This is a genomic window from Streptomyces sp. NPDC020807, from assembly GCF_040641575.1.
Classification (GTDB): Bacteria; Actinomycetota; Actinomycetes; order Streptomycetales; family Streptomycetaceae; genus Streptomyces.
The window spans coordinates 96,562-112,311 of record NZ_JBFADU010000012.1; the positions used below are offsets into that span (position 1 = coordinate 96,562).

Annotated in this window: 16 protein-coding genes and 1 riboswitch; of the genes, 1 reads left to right on the top strand and 15 read right to left on the bottom strand. The window is 71.7% G+C overall.

Going from position 1 to position 15,750, the window contains the following annotated elements; translation table 11 throughout:
* Positions 1-24: 24 nt before the first annotated feature.
* From AB0G79_RS19365 to rpsB, 9 genes are all read right to left on the bottom strand, one after another.
* On the bottom strand, positions 25-1,056 hold the full coding sequence (locus tag AB0G79_RS19365) for an ABC transporter ATP-binding protein (protein ID WP_360807945.1): 1,032 nt from the start codon (positions 1,054-1,056) through the stop codon (positions 25-27).
* Positions 1,056-2,669 carry an iron ABC transporter permease gene (locus tag AB0G79_RS19370; protein WP_360808058.1) on the bottom strand — a complete coding sequence of 538 codons (1,614 nt, stop codon included), beginning with the start codon at positions 2,667-2,669 and terminating at the stop codon, positions 1,056-1,058. The genes AB0G79_RS19365 and AB0G79_RS19370 overlap by 1 nt, the downstream gene beginning before the upstream one ends.
* A 49-nt stretch (positions 2,670-2,718) precedes the next feature.
* Positions 2,719-3,813: a thiamine ABC transporter substrate-binding protein gene (locus AB0G79_RS19375; protein ID WP_360808060.1), complete on the bottom strand. Its 1,095-nt coding sequence runs from the start codon at positions 3,811-3,813 to the stop codon at positions 2,719-2,721.
* Positions 3,814-3,912: 99 nt separating this feature from the next.
* Positions 3,913-4,022: riboswitch (TPP riboswitch) on the bottom strand.
* Positions 4,023-4,051: 29 nt separating this feature from the next.
* Complete coding sequence (gene rlmN / locus AB0G79_RS19380; RefSeq protein WP_033204794.1) at positions 4,052-5,158, bottom strand: 23S rRNA (adenine(2503)-C(2))-methyltransferase RlmN; 1,107 nt, start codon at positions 5,156-5,158, stop codon at positions 4,052-4,054.
* 106 nt (positions 5,159-5,264) lie between these two features.
* Complete coding sequence (locus AB0G79_RS19385; RefSeq protein ID WP_360807948.1) at positions 5,265-6,368, bottom strand: phosphatidate cytidylyltransferase; 1,104 nt, start codon at positions 6,366-6,368, stop codon at positions 5,265-5,267.
* Entirely contained in the window at positions 6,368-6,925 is a 558-nt protein-coding gene (frr, locus tag AB0G79_RS19390; protein ID WP_360807950.1) for a ribosome recycling factor, read from the bottom strand. Before frr ends, AB0G79_RS19385 begins: the two co-directional genes overlap by 1 nt.
* 97 nt (positions 6,926-7,022) lie before the next feature.
* A complete protein-coding gene (pyrH, locus tag AB0G79_RS19395; protein WP_015036487.1) occupies positions 7,023-7,787 on the bottom strand; it encodes a UMP kinase in 765 nt (254 codons plus the stop codon).
* 163 nt (positions 7,788-7,950) lie between these two features.
* Positions 7,951-8,787, bottom strand: coding sequence for a translation elongation factor Ts (tsf, locus tag AB0G79_RS19400; RefSeq protein WP_360807952.1), 837 nt, complete (start codon positions 8,785-8,787; stop codon positions 7,951-7,953).
* Between the two features lie 103 nt (positions 8,788-8,890).
* Complete coding sequence (rpsB, locus tag AB0G79_RS19405; RefSeq protein WP_360807954.1) at positions 8,891-9,769, bottom strand: 30S ribosomal protein S2; 879 nt, start codon at positions 9,767-9,769, stop codon at positions 8,891-8,893.
* Positions 9,770-10,026: 257 nt separating this feature from the next.
* Here rpsB and AB0G79_RS19410 point away from each other — a divergent pair, with 257 nt between their 5' ends.
* On the top strand, positions 10,027-10,476 hold the full coding sequence (locus AB0G79_RS19410) for a M23 family metallopeptidase (RefSeq protein WP_360807956.1): 450 nt from the start codon (positions 10,027-10,029) through the stop codon (positions 10,474-10,476).
* On the opposite strand, the gene AB0G79_RS19415 is transcribed toward AB0G79_RS19410, so the two are convergent.
* From AB0G79_RS19415 to AB0G79_RS19440, 6 genes are all read right to left on the bottom strand, one after another.
* Entirely contained in the window at positions 10,459-11,013 is a 555-nt protein-coding gene (locus AB0G79_RS19415; RefSeq protein WP_360808062.1) for a helix-turn-helix domain-containing protein, read from the bottom strand. The two genes, AB0G79_RS19410 and AB0G79_RS19415, sit on opposite strands and share 18 nt — an antisense overlap.
* A 72-nt stretch (positions 11,014-11,085) precedes the next feature.
* Complete coding sequence (whiG, locus tag AB0G79_RS19420) at positions 11,086-11,922, bottom strand: RNA polymerase sigma factor WhiG (RefSeq protein ID WP_360807958.1); 837 nt, start codon at positions 11,920-11,922, stop codon at positions 11,086-11,088.
* Between the two features lie 239 nt (positions 11,923-12,161).
* Positions 12,162-13,340 (bottom strand): DNA-processing protein DprA, encoded by a 1,179-nt coding sequence (dprA, locus tag AB0G79_RS19425; RefSeq protein WP_360807960.1) that lies wholly within the window; start codon positions 13,338-13,340, stop codon positions 12,162-12,164.
* On the bottom strand, positions 13,337-14,950 hold the full coding sequence (locus AB0G79_RS19430; RefSeq protein ID WP_360807962.1) for a YifB family Mg chelatase-like AAA ATPase: 1,614 nt from the start codon (positions 14,948-14,950) through the stop codon (positions 13,337-13,339). Before AB0G79_RS19430 ends, dprA begins: the two co-directional genes overlap by 4 nt.
* On the bottom strand, positions 14,950-15,315 hold the full coding sequence (locus tag AB0G79_RS19435) for a YraN family protein (protein WP_360807964.1): 366 nt from the start codon (positions 15,313-15,315) through the stop codon (positions 14,950-14,952). The genes AB0G79_RS19430 and AB0G79_RS19435 overlap by 1 nt, the downstream gene beginning before the upstream one ends.
* Positions 15,316-15,426: 111 nt before the next feature.
* The gene (locus AB0G79_RS19440) at positions 15,427-15,735 is read right to left on the bottom strand and encodes a DUF2469 domain-containing protein (protein ID WP_005311352.1); all 309 of its coding nucleotides are present in this window, start codon (positions 15,733-15,735) and stop codon (positions 15,427-15,429) included.
* Positions 15,736-15,750: the final 15 nt, after the last annotated feature.

Below are 15,750 nucleotides of genomic sequence, written 5' to 3' on the forward strand. Positions count from 1 at the left end.
GAAGACTCTTCCGCCGGAGGAAACTCACCGCATCCGCTGCGGGGTGCCCTCCCCCAGGACCACCACGTCCGCCGCCCGGAACTCCACGCCCACCCCGGCGCCCACCTCCGGCGCCTCCCGCAGCGGCAGCTCCGCCTCCAGCGGCGGCCCGTCGCCCCGGCGGAGCCGTACGACGACATGGCTGCCCCGGAAGGTCCGCGACACGACGGTCCAGCCGTCGTCCGCCGTGAGCCGCACTCCCCCGGGCCGTACGAGCAGCCGTCGCTCGCCCCGCGGCGAGCCCTCCGGTACCGGCACCGGACCCCAGGCGGTCTCGGCGACCGTGCCGTCGACCCGTGCCGCCACCACGTTCTCGAAGCCGAGGAACCGCGCCACGAACTCCGAGGCGGGCCGCGACCACACCTCCACGGGCGCGCCCGACTGGGCGATCCGCCCGTCCCGCATGACGACGACCCGGTCGGCGAGCGCGAAGGCCTCGCCCTGGTCGTGGGTGACGGCCAGGACCGTCGTCCCGAGCCGCCCGAAGAGCTGCCGCAGCTCGACGACGAGCCGCTCCCGCAGCCCCCGGTCGAGCTGCCCGAGCGGCTCGTCCAGCATCAGCAGCCGGGGCCGCGGCGCGAGCGCCCTGGCCAGCGCCACCCGCTGCTGCTCGCCGCCGGAGAGCGCGCCGACGGAGCGCCGCTCGGCCCCCGGCAGCCCGACGAGGTCGAGGAGCTCCCGTACGCGCTCCGCCTGCGCGGCCCGGTCGGCGCCCCGCATCCGGGCCCCGAAGGCGATGTTGCCGCCGACGTCCTTCTGCGGGAACAGCTGGTGGTCCTGGAACATCAGCCCGACGCCCCGCTTGTGGGTCGGCACCCCGGCCTGGTCGGCACCGCCGAGCAGCACCCGGCCGCCGTCGAGGCCCTGGAGACCGGCGACGACCCGCAGGAGCGTGGACTTGCCGCTGCCGCTGGGGCCGAGGACGCAGACGGTCTCGTGCTCGGCGACCTCCAGGTCGACGGCGTCGAGCGCGGCCCGCTCCCCGAACCGTACGGTCGCGTTCTCGATCGACAGCATCAGAACTCCCCGGAGGTCCGGTCGGTGCGCAGCCGTTCGAGCAGCAGCAGGGACACCGCGCACACCACCATCAGAATCGTCGACAGGGCCATGGCCTGTCCGTAGTTGAGCTCACCGGGCCGCCCGAGCAGCCGGGCCACCGCCACCGGCAGCGTCGGGGCGTCCGGCCGGGCGATGAAGACGGTCGCGCCGAACTCGCCGAGCGAGACGGCGAAGGCGAACCCGGCGGCGATGAGCAGCGCCCGCCGGACCATCGGCAGGTCCACCTCCCGCCAGGCCCGCCACGGCGAGGCGCCGAGCACGGCCGCCGCCTCCCGCAGCCGCTCGTCCACCGCCCTGAGCACCGGCAGCATCGTCCGTACGACGAAGGGCACGCCGACGAGGGCCTGCGCGAGCGGTACGAGGATCCAGCTGGCCCGCAGGTCGAAGGGCGGCTCGTCGAGGGTGATGAGGAAGCCGAAGCCGACCGTGACCGCCGACACCCCGAGCGGCAGCATGAGCAGCGCGTCGAAGCCGCGCACGAGCCGCCCGGCCCGCCGGGTGAGCGCCGCCGCCGCGAGCCCGCCGATCAGGACCGCGATGGCGGTCGCGGCCACCGCGTACCGGAGCGAGTTCCCGACGGCTTCGAGCGGCGGGACGAGGAAGGTGCCGGAGTCGTCGATCTCGCCGAGCGCCCGGTAGTACCGCAGGCCGTACCCGTCGGGTGCGGCGAAGGACCGCTCGACGAGCACACCGAGCGGCAGCAGGATCAGCAGCGCCACCGAGACGAGGACGCCGCCGAGCAGGGCCCACTGGCCGGCCCCGCGCGGCCGGCGCGCGGTCCGCTCGGGCGGCACGAGCCGCAGCGCGGTCTCCCGTCGCCGTACCGTCCGGGCGTGCACGGCGAGGATCGCGCCGACGGCCGCGAACTGCACGAGGGTGAGGACGGCGGCCGTGCGCAGGTCGAGCAGCCGGGCGGTCTGCCGGTAGATCTCGGCCTCCAGGGTGGAGTACGCGTCCCCGCCGAGGATCTGGACGATGCCGAAGGAGGTGAAGGTGAAGAGGAAGACCATCAGGGCGGCCGCGGACACGGCCGGCCACAGCGCGGGCAGGGTCACGGTCCGCCAGGCCGTCCAGCGGGAGGCGCCGAGGACCCGGGCGGCCTCCTCCTGGCGCGGGTCGAGCTGCGACCAGAGGCCGCCGACGGTCCGGACGACGACCGCGTAGTTGAAGAAGACGTGGGCGAGGAGGATCGCCCACACGCTCGTGTCGAGGCGCAGCCCCCACAGCTCGTCGGTCAGCCCGTTCCGGCCGACGAGCGCGAGGAACGCCGTGCCGACGAGGACCGTCGGCAGCACGAAGGGGACGGTGACGACGGCCCGCAGCACGCCCTTGCCGGGGAAGTCGAAGCGCGCGAAGACGTACGCCCCCGGCAGCGCGACGAGCAGCGTCAGGGCCGTGGAGGCGAGCGCCTGCCAGACCGTGAAGCCGAGCACGTCCAGGATGTCGGGCCGGGTCAGGGTCTCCCCGATCCTGCCGAGGTCCCAGGAGCCGTCGGGCCTGAGGCCCCGGTCGACGATCGACACGACCGGCCAGGCGAAGAAGACGGCGAAGAACGCGACGGGCAGGGCCATCAGGCCCAGCCGCGCCGCGCTCCCCTTCACATCACGGATCACGTACGGGTCACTTCACGACGAGCGACGACCACTGCTGGATCCACGCGTCACGGTTGGCGGCGATCTTGTCCGGCGCCATGGTCTCCGGCTTGTCGACGACCACGCCGTGCTTCGTGAAGAGCTCCGGCAGCGCCGCGTCCTTCGCGACGGGGTTGACGAACATCTGGAGCGGCATGTCCTCCTGGAACTTCTTCGAGATCAGGAAGTCGATCAGCGCCTTGCCGCCCTCGGGGTTCTTCGCCCCGTTCAGCAGGCCCGCGAACTCGGTCTGCCGGAAGCAGGTGCCGGTGGAGACGCCGGTCGGCGCCACCTTCGGCTGCGGCTCGCCGTACAGCACCTCGACCGGCGGGCTGGAGGCGTAGGAGACGACGAGCGGCCGGTCGCCCTTGGCCTGCTTGCCGCCGGCCGAGCCGGAGAACTCCTGGTTGTAGGCGAGCTCCCAGCTGTCCACGGTCTTCACGCCGTTGGCCTTGAGCTTCTTCCAGTAGTCCTGCCAGCCCTCGTCGCCGTACTTCGCGGCCGTGCCGAGGAGGAAGCCGAGGCCCGGGGAGGACCGCTCGGGGTTCTCGACGACGAGCAGGTCCTTGTACGCCGGCTTCGCCAGGTCGTCGAAGGTCACCGGCGGCGCGAGCTTCTTGTCGGCGAAGTACTTCTTGTCGTAGTTGACGCAGATGTCACCGGAGTCGACCGGCGTGACCCGGTGCTCCTTGTCGAGCCGGTACGCCTCCGGGACCCGGTCCAGGCCCTTCGCCTCGTACGGGACGAAGATCCCGTTGTCGAGGGCGCGGGAGAGCAGGGTGTTGTCGACGCCGAAGAAGACGTCGCCCTGCGGGGAGCCCTTGGTCAGGATCTCCTTGTTGACGGCCTCGCCCGCGTCACCGGCCTTGAGGACCTTGACGGTGAAGCCGGTCTGCTTCGTGAAGTCCGCCAGGACCTCCTTGGAGGCGGCGAAGGAGTCGTGGGTCACGAGGGTGACGTTCTTCGGCGCCGGGGCGTCGCTCTTGCCGGCCGCCTCACGGGCGTCCTCGCTGCCGCACGCGGCGAGGGTGGTGACGCCGAGCGCCGCGACGAGCGCGACGACGGCGGCCTTCTTGATGCTCACCGGGATGGTGCTCACTGGAATGTCCTCCTGGGCATGACCAGGAAGAGACGCGGCCCTGCCCGCGACCGGCGGGACCGGACGCGGGCAGGGCGCAACAGCTTGAGTAAACGACCGAACTTCCTACCCCGAATGACCGGGGCAAGGTTCAGAGGGTCTGCGGTCTACGGTTACCGCACTCTCAGCGCTGTGGCGCTCCCCTGTCGGAATATGAAGATGTGTGCGAGCACAGAGTACAAGCTCAGCGCTCGGCGGCCGCCAGCTGTCCACAGGCACCGTCGATCTCCTGACCTCGGGTGTCCCGCACCGTCACCGGCACGCCGTGGCGCGCGATGGCCTCGACGAAGGCCTTCTCGTCCTCGGGCCGGGAGGCCGTCCACTTCGAGCCGGGCGTCGGGTTCAGCGGGATCAGGTTGACGTGCACCCGCTTGCCCTTGAGGAGGCGGCCGAGGAGGTCGCCGCGCCAGGCCTGGTCGTTGATGTCGCGGATGAGCGCGTACTCGATGGAGATCCGGCGTCCGGACTTCTCCGCGTACTCCCAGGCGGCGTCGAGGACCTCGCGGACCTTCCAGCGCGTGTTGACGGGCACGAGGGTGTCGCGCAGCTCGTCGTCCGGGGCGTGCAGCGAGACGGCGAGGCGGCACTTGAAGCCCTCGTCGGCGAAACGCAGCATCGCCGGCACGAGACCGACGGTGGAGACCGTGATGCCGCGCTGGGAGAGGCCGAGGCCGTCGGGCTCGGGGTCGGTGAGGCGGCGGATGGCGCCGACGACCCGCTTGTAGTTGGCGAGCGGCTCGCCCATGCCCATGAAGACGATGTTCGACAGGCGGGCGGGACCGCCGGGGACCTCGCCGTCGCGCAGGGAGCGCATGCCGTCGACGATCTGGTGCACGATCTCGGCGGTCGACAGGTTCCGGTCGAGACCGGCCTGTCCGGTCGCGCAGAACGGGCAGTTCATGCCGCAGCCGGCCTGCGAGGAGATGCACATGGTCACCCGGTCCGGGTAGCGCATGAGCACCGACTCGACGAGCGTGCCGTCGTGCAGCCGCCACAGCGTCTTGCGGGTGGTGTCGTCGTCGCACGAGATGTGCCGCACGACGGACATGAGGTCGGGCAGCAGCTCCCCGGCAAGCTTCTCGCGCGAGGCGGCCGGGATGTCCGTCCACTCGGCGGGGTCGTGGGCGTACCGCGCGAAGTAGTGCGTGGACAGCTGCTTGGCGCGGAACGGCTTCTCGCCGATCGCGGCGACGGCTTCCTTGCGCTCGGCGGGCGAGAGGTCGGCGAGGTGCCGCGGCGGCTTCTTGGCTCCGCGGGGGGCGACGAAAGTGAGTTCTCCGGGCTTGGGCATGGTGCTACCAGTGTCGCAGAGATACGGGGAAGGGCTCGCCGTCCTGTGGACGACGAGCCCTTCCCGTAAGGAACCGCAGGTCAGAACCGTTGATGCGCGGTGGTGCTCAGGTGGTTCCGACGAACAGCGCGAGCAGCAGCCACACCACCGGCGCCGTCGGCAGCAGCGAGTCCAGGCGGTCCATGATGCCGCCGTGGCCCGGCAGCAGCGTGCCCATGTCCTTGATGCCGAGGTCGCGCTTGATCATCGACTCGCCGAGGTCGCCGAGCGTCGCGCTCGCCGCCACCGCGAGGCCGAGGACCAGACCCTGCCACCAGGACCCGCCGTCGATCAGGAACTCCATGCACAGCGCGCCCGCCGCCATCGCGAAGGCGACCGCGCCGAGGAGGCCCTCGCGGGTCTTCCCGGGGCTGATCCTCGGGGCCAGCTTGTGCTTGCCGAAGCGCCAGCCGACCGCGTACGCGCCCGTGTCGCTGACGACGGTGAGGATCAGGAAGGTCAGCACCCGCCACGCGCCGTCGTCCGCCGTCAGGAGCATCGCCACGAAGGTCGCGAGGAACGGCACGTAGAACGCGGCGAACACGCCCGCGGTGACGTCCTTCAGATAGCCCTCGGGAGGCTCCGTCATGCGCCAGACGAGCACGGCGAGCGCGGTGAGCGCCATCGCCACCCAGGCGCCCTCGGGGCCCCGGACGTATCCGGCGACGACCATCGCCGCGCCGCCGACCGCGAGCGGTACCAGCGGGGCCTTGATGGCCTTGCGCTCCTGGAGGCGGGAGGTGAGCTCCCACAGACCGACGACGACCGCGACCGCTATCACGCCGACGAACGCCGGCTTCCAGATGAACAGCGACGCGACGATGACGGCACCGAGTCCGACACCGACCCCTATGGCCGCGCCCAGGTCACGCCCCGCGCTCTTCTTCTGCCGGGGCGCCGGCGGCGCGGGCGGGGAAGGCGGGGTGGGGCTGGGCATGGGCTCCTGCGGGTGCTCGTGCGGCGTGTCGTCACGGAACAGGGGACCGCTCGGGTGAGCGGCCCCCCGGCCGTGACCGTCCTGGAATCCGCCGGGGGGAACGTCGGGCACGATGGGCATGGGCCGAGTCTGCGCCGCCTGATGCCGATCGTGTGCGGGACCCGCCGGGGCGGGCCCCTGGTCGGGTCCCCCGCGGCCGGTACCGGCCGCGGGCCCCCAGGAAGAGTCGTTCATCAGACCTCGAGGAGCTCGGCTTCCTTGTGCTTGAGCAGCTCGTCGACCTGGGCGACGTGCTTCGCCGTGAGGTCGTCCAGCTCCTTCTCGGCGCGGCGCACCTCGTCCTCGCCGGCCTCCTTGTCCTTGACGAGCTTGTCGAGGGCGTCCTTGGCCTTGCGGCGCACGGCGCGGATGGAGACCTTGGAGTCCTCGGCCTTGGTCCGGGCGACCTTGATGTAGTCGCGGCGGCGCTCCTCGGTCAGCTCGGGGAAGTTCACCCGGATGATGCTGCCGTCGTTGCTGGGGTTCACGCCCAGGTCCGAGTCGCGGATGGCCTGCTCGATGTTGCGCAGCGCGCTCTTGTCGAACGGCGTCACCACGGCCATGCGCGGCTCCGGCACGGAGAACGACGCGAGCTGGTTGATGGGGGTGATGGCGCCGTAGTACTCGGCCACGATCTTGTTGAACATCGCCGGGTGCGCACGGCCGGTGCGGATCGCGGCGAAGTCCTCCTTGGCGACCACGACAGCCTTCTCCATCTTCTCCTCGGCCTCGAGGAGGGTCTCTTCGATCACCACATGCTCCTGCGTGTCGTCGCGTTGTGTCCTGCACGGTAGGTACGACCGGCAGGGCTCTGTCCATCCCCTCGCGGGGCGGTTCCCGGTTCGGGGGTCAGGCCCGGGTGCCCTGGTCGCTCACGAGCGTGCCGATCTTCTCACCCTTCACCGCGCGAGCGATATTGCCCTCGGTGAGCAGTTCGAAGACGAGGATCGGGAGGTTGTTGTCCCGGCACAGGGTGATGGCGGTGGCGTCGGCGACCTTCAGGTCGCGGGAGATCACCTCGCCGTACTCGAGGGCGTCGAACTTGACCGCGTCGGGGTTGGCCTTCGGGTCGGAGTCGTAGACGCCGTCCACGCCGTTCTTGCCCATGAGGAGCGCCTCGGCGTCGATCTCCAGGGCGCGCTGGGCGGCGGTGGTGTCGGTGGAGAAGTACGGCATGCCCATGCCCGCACCGAAGATGACCACGCGGCCCTTCTCCAGGTGGCGCACGGCGCGCAGCGGGATGTACGGCTCGGCGACCTGGCCCATGGTGATGGCGGTCTGGACGCGCGAGTCGATGCCTTCCTTCTCCAGGAAGTCCTGGAGGGCGAGGCAGTTCATCACGGTGCCGAGCATGCCCATGTAGTCGGAGCGGGCCCGGTCCATGCCGCGCTGCTGGAGCTCGGCGCCACGGAAGAAGTTGCCGCCGCCGATCACGATCGCGATCTCCGCGCCGTCGCGGACGACGGCCGCGATCTCACGCGCGATGGCATGCACGACGTCGGGGTCGACGCCGAGGCCGGTACCGCCGGAGAAGGCTTCTCCGGACAGCTTCAGCATGTAGCGGCCGGCCTTTTTGCCGTTGTTGTCGTCGCCCTGTACGGCGCCCTGGTTCATGGAGATCTCCTCGTGCACATACGAAGGAGGCCATTGCCTTGGGTCCTCGCGGTATCCCGTACGGCAATGGCCTCCTCGTCAGATCTGCGGTCGTCCTGCGCGGGCGCGGACGACTGCTTCAGACCCTACCGGGGTCCGGTGTCCGTCGCGTTCGCGAACGGACTCAGATGCCGACCTTGATGCGGGTGAAGCGCTTCAGGGTGACACCGGCCTCGTCCAGGATCTGCTGGACCGACTTCTTGTTGTCCAGGGCGTAGGCCTGGCCGAGCAGCGTGGCGTCCTTGAAGAAGCCGTTGACGCGACCCTCGACGATCTTGGCGATCGCGGCCTCGGGCTTGCCCTCGGCGCGGGTGGTCTCCTCGGCGATGCGACGCTCGGACTCGACGACCTCGGCCGGGACGTCCTCACGGGTGAGGTACTTCGGCGCGAAGGCGGCGATGTGCTGGGCGATGCCCTTGGCGACGTCGGCGTCGGCCTTGTCGAACTCGACGAGGACACCGATCTGCGGCGGCAGGTCGGGCATCGTGCGGTGCATGTACGCGAAGACGAAGCCGTCGGCGTACTGCGCGAAGCGGTCGAGGACGATCTTCTCGCCGAGGTTGGCGTTGGCCTCGTCGACGAACGCCTGAACGCTCTTGCCGGCCTCGATCTCGGAGGCGAGCAGCGCCTCGAGGTCGGCCGGGGAGGTCGCGGCGACGTGCGCGGCGAGCTGGTTGGCGACGGCCTGGAACTTGTCACCCTTGGCGACGAAGTCCGTCTCGCACTTCAGCTCGACGAGGACACCGGAGGTGTTGTCGTCGGCGATGAGGGAGACCACGGCGCCGTTCTCGGCGGAGCGGCCCTCGCGCTTGGCGACGCCCTTCTGGCCCTTGATGCGCAGGGCCTCCACGGCCTTGTCGACATCGCCGTCGGCCTCGTCCAGGGCCTTCTTGCAGTCCATCATGCCGGCGCCGGTGAGCTCGCGGAGCTTCTTGACGTCAGCGGCGGTGTAGTTCGCCATGAGTCTGTGTTCTCTCTCGAAGTCTGAAAGATTCGGGCGGGATCACGGGTCGACGGCGGGGGACAACGTGTTCCCCCGCCGTCTGCCCGAAGGTCCTGAAGGGTCAGGCCTGCTCGGCGTCCGCGGCCGGAGCCTCGGTCTCGGCAGCGGCCTCGGCCGGGGCGGCCTCGGCGGCGGGGGCCTCGACGGTCTCGTCGGCCTTCTTCTCACCCTCGAGCAGGTCGCGCTCCCACTCGGCGAGGGGCTCGCCGGCGGCCTTCTCGCCCGGCTTCGAGTCGCCGGTCGCGGCGCCGGAGCGGGCGATGAGGCCCTCGGCGACGGCGTCGGCGATCACGCGGGTGAGCAGGGTGACGGAGCGGATCGCGTCGTCGTTGCCCGGGATCTTGTAGTCGACCTCGTCGGGGTCGCAGTTGGTGTCGAGGATCGCGACGACCGGGATGTTGAGCTTGCGCGCCTCACCGACGGCGATGTGCTCCTTCTTGGTGTCCACGATCCAGACGGCGCTCGGCACCTTCTGCATCTCGCGGATACCGCCGAGGGTCTTCTCCAGCTTGCCCTTCTCGCGGGAGAGGACCAGGAGCTCCTTCTTGGTGAGGCCGGAGGCGGCCACGTCCTCGAAGTCGATCTGCTCGAGCTCCTTGAGGCGCTGCAGACGCTTGTAGACGGTGGAGAAGTTGGTGAGCATGCCACCGAGCCAACGCTGGTTGACGTACGGCATGCCGACACGCGTCGCCTGCTCGGCGATGGCCTCCTGGGCCTGCTTCTTCGTACCGACGAACATGATGGAGCCGCCGTGCGCGACGGTCTCCTTGACGAACTCGTAGGCGCGGTCGATGTACGACAGCGACTGGAGCAGGTCGATGATGTAGATGCCGTTGCGCTCGGTGAAGATGAAGCGCTTCATCTTCGGGTTCCAGCGACGGGTCTGGTGACCGAAGTGGACGCCGCTCTCCAGCAGCTCCCGCATCGTGACGACGGCCATGGCCATCTCCTTGGTTTTCTCGGTTTTTGTATTCCTGACGCCCCGGCGCGCCATGCCCCAGAGGGACCGAAAGGCGCTGCCACGGCCGGTGAGGGCCGTTGGCGGGGCGTGCGAAGTCGACCCGGTGACCCGAGTCGCCATAGGAAGTGTACGGGACCCCGGGCGTGGCGGGTGACGGCCCTGTCCACAAGGGGCGGGTTGTCCACAGATCCGGGCGGGGGCCGTCACGCGGCGTCCGGGGCGGGCAGCCTGCCGTCATGTCTCTCGTGCATCTGCTTCTCGTCCTCGGCCTGCTGTGGCCGGTGGGTCCGCCGGCGCCCGCGGTCGTCCGCGGCTGGCAGCCGCCTGCGGGGCCGTACGGCCCCGGTCACCGCGGTGTCGACCTGGCGGCGGCCCCGGGTGCCCCCGTCCTGGCTCCGGCGGCGGGGACGGTCTCGTTCGCGGGCCCGGTCGGCGGGCGTGGGGTGGTCACGCTCACGCTGCCGGACACGGGCGATCCACCGCTGCGCACGACCTTCTCCCCGGTGACCCCGGTGGTACGGGCGGGGGTGCGGGTCGCGGCGGGGACGGTGATCGCCCGGGTGGCGCCGGGCTCCCACTGCCCGGAGAGCTGCCTCCACTGGGGGCTGCTCCGGGGGGAGGCCTATCGGAACCCGCTGCTCCTGGTGCGGAGACCGCCGTCGCGGCTGCTACCGGTCGGCGGGTGAGCCGCCGACGCCGTGCAGGGCCATCGCGACCGCGGCCTCGGCGATCTCGTCGGGGTTCTCGGCGGCGCCGAGCTCGATGCGGCGGACGGCGGCGTCGACGACGCCCTGGAGGAGCATGGCGCCCAGGCGGGGCTGGGGCTGGCCGAGCGCGGCGAGGGCCTCGACGATCATGGCGACGAGGCCGCCGTGGGCGGCGCGGATCTTCTCCCGCGCGCCGTCGTCGAGCTCGCTCGCCGAGATCGCGACGACGGCGCGGTGGCGCCGGTCGCCGACGAGGGCGAGCTGGGCGCGGACGTAGGCCTCGACCTTGCCCTCGGGGGTGTCGGCGGCGGCCATGGCCGTCTCGACCTCGGCGGCCCAGACGGGGAAGTCGACGGCGCAGAGCTCCTCGACGACGGCGGCGCGGGAGCGGAAGTACTCGTACACCGAGGACCGGGCGAGGCCGGTGCGCTCGGCGAGGGCGGGGAAGGTCAGCGCCTCCGTACCGCCCTCGGACAGGAGGGATCGCGCGGCGTCCAGAAGGGCGCCTCGCTGCATCGTCCGGTGCTCGGCCACCGAGGCCGCTCGAATCCTGGGCACCCGTCCACTGTACGACCGGCCCCGGCTGTCTCAGCGTCCGACGTCGGCCAGCTTGGCTCGGAGCTGGAGGACCGATTTGGTGTGAATCTGGCTGACGCGGCTCTCGGTGACGCCGAGGACGTGGCCGATCTCGGCCAGGGTGAGGCCCTCGTAGTAGTAGAGGGTGACGACCGTCTTCTCGCGCTCGGGGAGCGTGTTGATCGCGCGGGCGAGCAGGCGCCGCAGCTCCCGGTCCTCGGCGACCTCGACGGGGTTGTCGGCCGCCGTGTCCTCCAGGGTGTCCATCAGGGAGAGCCGGTCGCCGCCCTCGCCGCCGACGTGCAGGAGCTCTTCGAGGGCGACCACGTTGGCCAGGGACAACTGGCTGAAAACAGCGTGCAGTTCCTCGAGTGTCACGTCGAGCTCGGCGGCGACCTCGCTCTCGGTGGGGGTGCGCCTGAGCTGGGCTTCGAGGGTCGCGTAGGCGCGTTCGACGTTGCGGGCCTTCTGGCGGACGGAGCGCGGGATCCAGTCCAGGGCCCGGAGTTCGTCGATCATGGCGCCGCGGATGCGGGTGATCGCGTACGTCTCGAACTTGATGGCCCGCTCGACGTCGAACTTCTCGATGGCGTCGATGAGGCCGAAGACGCCGGAGGAGACGAAGTCGGCCTGCTCCACGTTGGACGGCAGCCCCACGCTGACCCGGCCGGCGACGTACTTGACCAGCGGCGAGTAGTGCAGGATCAGTTGCTCCCGCAGGCGCTCGTCGCCCGTGTCCTTGTACGACCGCCACAGCTCGTCGAGCGAGGTCGGTGCGGACGGTCGCACGGCGCCCCGGGCTGCTGGGGGCACCGCAGCGCGGTCAGACCCGGAGGTGTGCTGGGGCATGCGTTGCCTTGAGCCGTTCTGCCGTCGGGTGTGTCGGTGAAGGTGTCCTGTGGGGAGTCCTGGTGAGCGTAGCGTGAGTGAGCTGTCGCGGTGCGCGCACGGCGGCGGATCGCGCCGGTCCGGGTGGACGCCGTCGGCCACATCTTCGAACCCGGGCCGTGGCGCGTCGCGGCCCCTCGGATCCGGCCGAGAGAACTCGGGTGTTCATCGGCTTCACCCTGTCACCCGAATGCCCCAGGTCAAGTATCGCCTCGCCGCGCGTTCGAAGGGCGCGTGCCGTTGTTCGTCAACTGCCAGCCGATTCCGTACCGTTCGACGAAGCCGAGCGAGTGGAGTTCGTACAGGCGGGCGAGCGTCTCGTCGGGGCCGGTTCCGGCGCGCCGGGCGATCTCGGTGGTCGGGGTGGGCCCCCGGGCCGGGACGGCTTCGAGGACGTGCGCGGCGGCGGGGGCGAGCAGGTCGCGCGGGAGGACGGGGCCGCGTCGTGCGGGGGCGAGTTCGCCCATGTCGCCGACGAGTTCGACGATCTCGTCGGCGTCGGTGACGAGGGTGGCGTCGCCGCGCAGGAGTTCGTGGGCCCCGGCGGACAACGCGCTGGTGGCCGGGCCGGGGACGGCCATCGTGTGGCGGCCCAGGCGGGCGGCGGTCCGTGCGGTGGCGAGGGAGCCGCTGCGGTGGCGGGCCTCGACGACGACCGTGCCGCGGGTGAGGGCGGCGATGACGCGGTTGCGGAGGATGAACCTGGCGGGTGTGGGGTGGCTCTCGGGCGGGAGTTCGCCGAGGACGAGGCCCTGTTCCGCGATGCGGCCGATGAGTTGGGCGTGGCCCCGGGGATAGGGGGTGTCGATGCCGCAGGCGAGGACGGCGACGGTGGCCCCGCCGGCGGCGAGGGCGCCGCGGTGGGCGGCACCGTCGATGCCGTAGGCCGCGCCGGAGACGACGACCCAGCCCCGCCGGGCGAGGCCGGTGGCGAGGTCGGCGGCGATGTGGGCGCCGTACGGGGTACAGGCGCGGGCGCCGACGAGGGCGACCGAGCGCAGGGCCCAGGTCCTCAGGTCGGCGGGGCCGCGGACCCAGAGCCCGACGGGCCGGGCGTCGCCGAGGTCGTCGAGTTGACGCGGCCACTCGAGGTCGCCGGGGACGAGGAACCGTCCGCCGTCCCGCCGGACGGCGTCGAGGTCCCGGGCGGGCTCGGCCCCCGCGGCCCGTCGCCGCCACCCCTCGACGCGTTTCCCGCCGGTCCCGGGGCAGACGTCCTCGCCGCCCCCGAGGAGCCGTTCGAGGAATCCGACGGCCCCGTAGCTCCGCAGCCACCGCCCCGCGTGCTCGTCCCCGGGCTCCAGCACCCGCGTCAACGCGGCCCGGGCGAGCCGCTCGTCCGGGGCGACCGCGCCACCCGCGCGCTCGGCCCCGGTCATGCGTACTCCCCCGCGCCCACGGGGACGCCTCGTGTGACGCCCGTCCGCATTTCGAGGGCCAGGGCGATGTCCCGGCCGTCGGGCCGGTCGTGGCCCGCGAGGTCGGCGACGGTCCAGGCGACGCGGAGGACCCGGTCGAGGCCGCGTGCGGTGAGCAGGCCGCGCTCCATGTCCCGCTCGGCGGTGGCGAGGGCGCCGGGGGCGGCGAGGTAGCGGGTACGGAGCTCCTGGCCGGGGATCTCGCTGTTGACGCTCCAGGGGGTGCCGGCCAACCGGGCGGCGGCCCGCTCCCTGGCCTCCTGGACGCGGGCGGCGACGGCGGCGGTGCTCTCGCCGCGCCCTCCCTGCCCGAGGAGGTCGGCGCGGGTGACGGGTTCGGCCTCGACGCGCAGGTCGACGCGGTCGAGCAGGGGCCCCGACAGCCGTGCCTGGTAGCGGCGGACGAGCGAGGCGGGGCACTCGCAGTCGGAGCCGTGGAGGCTGTGCCGTCCGCAGGGGCAGGGGTTGGCGGCGAGGACCAAGAGGAACCGGGCGGGCAGCCGGACGACTCCGGCCGCCCGGGCGATGACGACGTGCCCGGATTCGAGGGGTTGGCGGAGCGCGTCGAGGACCTTGCCGGAGAACTCCGGCGCCTCGTCCAGGAAGAGGATTCCCCGGTGTGCCAGGGAGACGGCGCCGGGCCTCGGGAGGCCGTTGCCGCCGCCGACCAGGGACTGCATGGTCGCGGAGTGGTGCGGGGAGCAGTAGGGCGCGCGTCGGACGAGGGGTTCGCCGGGCGGGAGGATGCCCGCGACGGAGTGGACGGCGGTGACTTCGAGGGACTCCTGTCGGGTGAGGGGCGGGAGGATGCCGGGGAGCCGCTCGGCCAGCATGGTCTTCCCGGCACCCGGCGGGCCGGAGAGCAGCAGGTGGTGGCTGCCGGCGGCGGCGATCTCCAGGGCGCGGCGGGCCCGGTGCTGCCCGGCGACGTCGGCGAGGTCGGGGCCCTCGGCGGAGCCGGTGCTGAGTCCGGTGCCGATGCCGGCTCCGGGGACGAGGAGTCCGGCGAGCATGGCGTCGGGCCTGCCCTCCTCGGCCGCTTCCTCGTCGGGGACGGGTTCGTCGGTGAGGACGGCGATCAGTTGACGGAGTGTGCGGACGCCGAGGACGGAGACGCCCGGGACGAGGGAGGCCTCGCCCGCGGTCTGTTCGGGGACGACGACCTGGCGGTATCCGGCTTCGGCGGCGGCGAGGACCGCGGGCAGGACGCCGCGGACGGGCCGGACCCGCCCGTCGAGCCCGAGTTCTCCGATGAGGACGAGGTCGGCGATGGCGGCGGGGTCGAGGCGTTCGGCGGCGCCGAGCACGGCGGCCGCCACGGCCAGATCAAAACCGCTGCCGCTCTTCGGCACGGACGCCGGGCTGAGTCCGACGGTCAGCTTCTTCTGGGGCCATTCGGCACCGGAGTTGACGACTGCCGCGCGCACGCGGTCGCGGCTCTCGCTGAGGCTCTTGTCGGGGAGGCCGACGAGGGTGAAGGCGGCGACGCCGGGTTCGAGGTCGGCCTGGACCTCGACGACGACGCCCTCGACGCCGACGAGCGCGACGGAGCAGGTGCGGGCGAATCCCATCAGGCCACCCCCTGCGCGTGGGTGAGCACGGGGGCGCCCCTGCGGGGCAGGACGATGCCGACGAGGTCGATGCGGACGCCCCCGGCGGGGGCCGGGACGCCGCTGCGGTCGAGCCAGCAGGCGGCGAGCCGGCGGAGCCGCTCGGCCTTGGTCGGGGTGACGGCGGCCATGGGGTGCTCGTACGCCCCGTGGCGTCGGGTCTTGACCTCGCAGATGACGAGGGTGTCTCCGTCGCGGGCGACGATGTCGATCTCCCCGGCCCGGCCGCAGCGCCAGTTCCTGGCGAGGATGTGCATGCCGGTCGCGGCGAGCCGGCGGGTCGCCAGCTCCTCCCCGTACCGTCCGAGGGCTTGGGTCTTGTTCATGCGGTACCACCTCCGTCACCGAATGTGACGTGGCGGGGCGATCCGCGTGCGGCGCTGTGGACGACCGTGGTGCTGTGGAAAACCCGCTCACTCGGGAGAGTGAGCGGCGGGTCAGCTGCCGGGGAGTTCGAGGTCGCTCTTGTTGAGCTCCTCGATGTTCACGTCCTTGAACGTGAGGACGCGGACCTGCTTGACGAACCTGGCCGGCCTGTACATGTCCCAGACCCAGGCGTCGGCCATGCTGACCTCGAAGAAGACCTCGCCCTGGACGGAGTGCACCTGCATCTCGTAGTCGTTGGTGAGATAGAAGCGCCGCTCGGTCTCGATCACGTATTTGAACAGACCGACGACGTCGCGGTACTCCCGGTAGAGCTTCAGCTCCATCTCGGTCTCGTACTTCTCGAGGTCCTCGGCGCTCATGGCATGTTCCCCTTC

What these genes read in the sequence shown, in the direction of transcription:
- AB0G79_RS19365 (WP_360807945.1), bottom strand. Translation starts at nt 1,056, where the DNA reads ATGCTGTCGATCGAGAACGCGACCGTACGGTTCGGGGAGCGGGCCGCG.
- AB0G79_RS19370 (WP_360808058.1), bottom strand. Translation starts at nt 2,669, where the DNA reads ATGGCCCTGCCCGTCGCGTTCTTCGCCGTCTTCTTCGCCTGGCCGGTC.
- rlmN (WP_033204794.1), bottom strand. Translation starts at nt 5,158, where the DNA reads ATGCCCAAGCCCGGAGAACTCACTTTCGTCGCCCCCCGCGGAGCCAAG.
- AB0G79_RS19385 (WP_360807948.1), bottom strand. Translation starts at nt 6,368, where the DNA reads ATGAACGACTCTTCCTGGGGGCCCGCGGCCGGTACCGGCCGCGGGGGA.
- pyrH (WP_015036487.1), bottom strand. Translation starts at nt 7,787, where the DNA reads ATGAACCAGGGCGCCGTACAGGGCGACGACAACAACGGCAAAAAGGCC.
- tsf (WP_360807952.1), bottom strand. Translation starts at nt 8,787, where the DNA reads ATGGCGAACTACACCGCCGCTGACGTCAAGAAGCTCCGCGAGCTCACC.
- rpsB (WP_360807954.1), bottom strand. Translation starts at nt 9,769, where the DNA reads ATGGCCGTCGTCACGATGCGGGAGCTGCTGGAGAGCGGCGTCCACTTC.
- AB0G79_RS19410 (WP_360807956.1), top strand. Translation starts at nt 10,027, where the DNA reads ATGTCTCTCGTGCATCTGCTTCTCGTCCTCGGCCTGCTGTGGCCGGTG.
- AB0G79_RS19415 (WP_360808062.1), bottom strand. Translation starts at nt 11,013, where the DNA reads ATGCAGCGAGGCGCCCTTCTGGACGCCGCGCGATCCCTCCTGTCCGAG.
- whiG (WP_360807958.1), bottom strand. Translation starts at nt 11,922, where the DNA reads ATGCCCCAGCACACCTCCGGGTCTGACCGCGCTGCGGTGCCCCCAGCA.
- dprA (WP_360807960.1), bottom strand. Translation starts at nt 13,340, where the DNA reads ATGACCGGGGCCGAGCGCGCGGGTGGCGCGGTCGCCCCGGACGAGCGG.
- AB0G79_RS19430 (WP_360807962.1), bottom strand. Translation starts at nt 14,950, where the DNA reads ATGGGATTCGCCCGCACCTGCTCCGTCGCGCTCGTCGGCGTCGAGGGC.
- AB0G79_RS19435 (WP_360807964.1), bottom strand. Translation starts at nt 15,315, where the DNA reads ATGAACAAGACCCAAGCCCTCGGACGGTACGGGGAGGAGCTGGCGACC.
- AB0G79_RS19440 (WP_005311352.1), bottom strand. Translation starts at nt 15,735, where the DNA reads ATGAGCGCCGAGGACCTCGAGAAGTACGAGACCGAGATGGAGCTGAAG.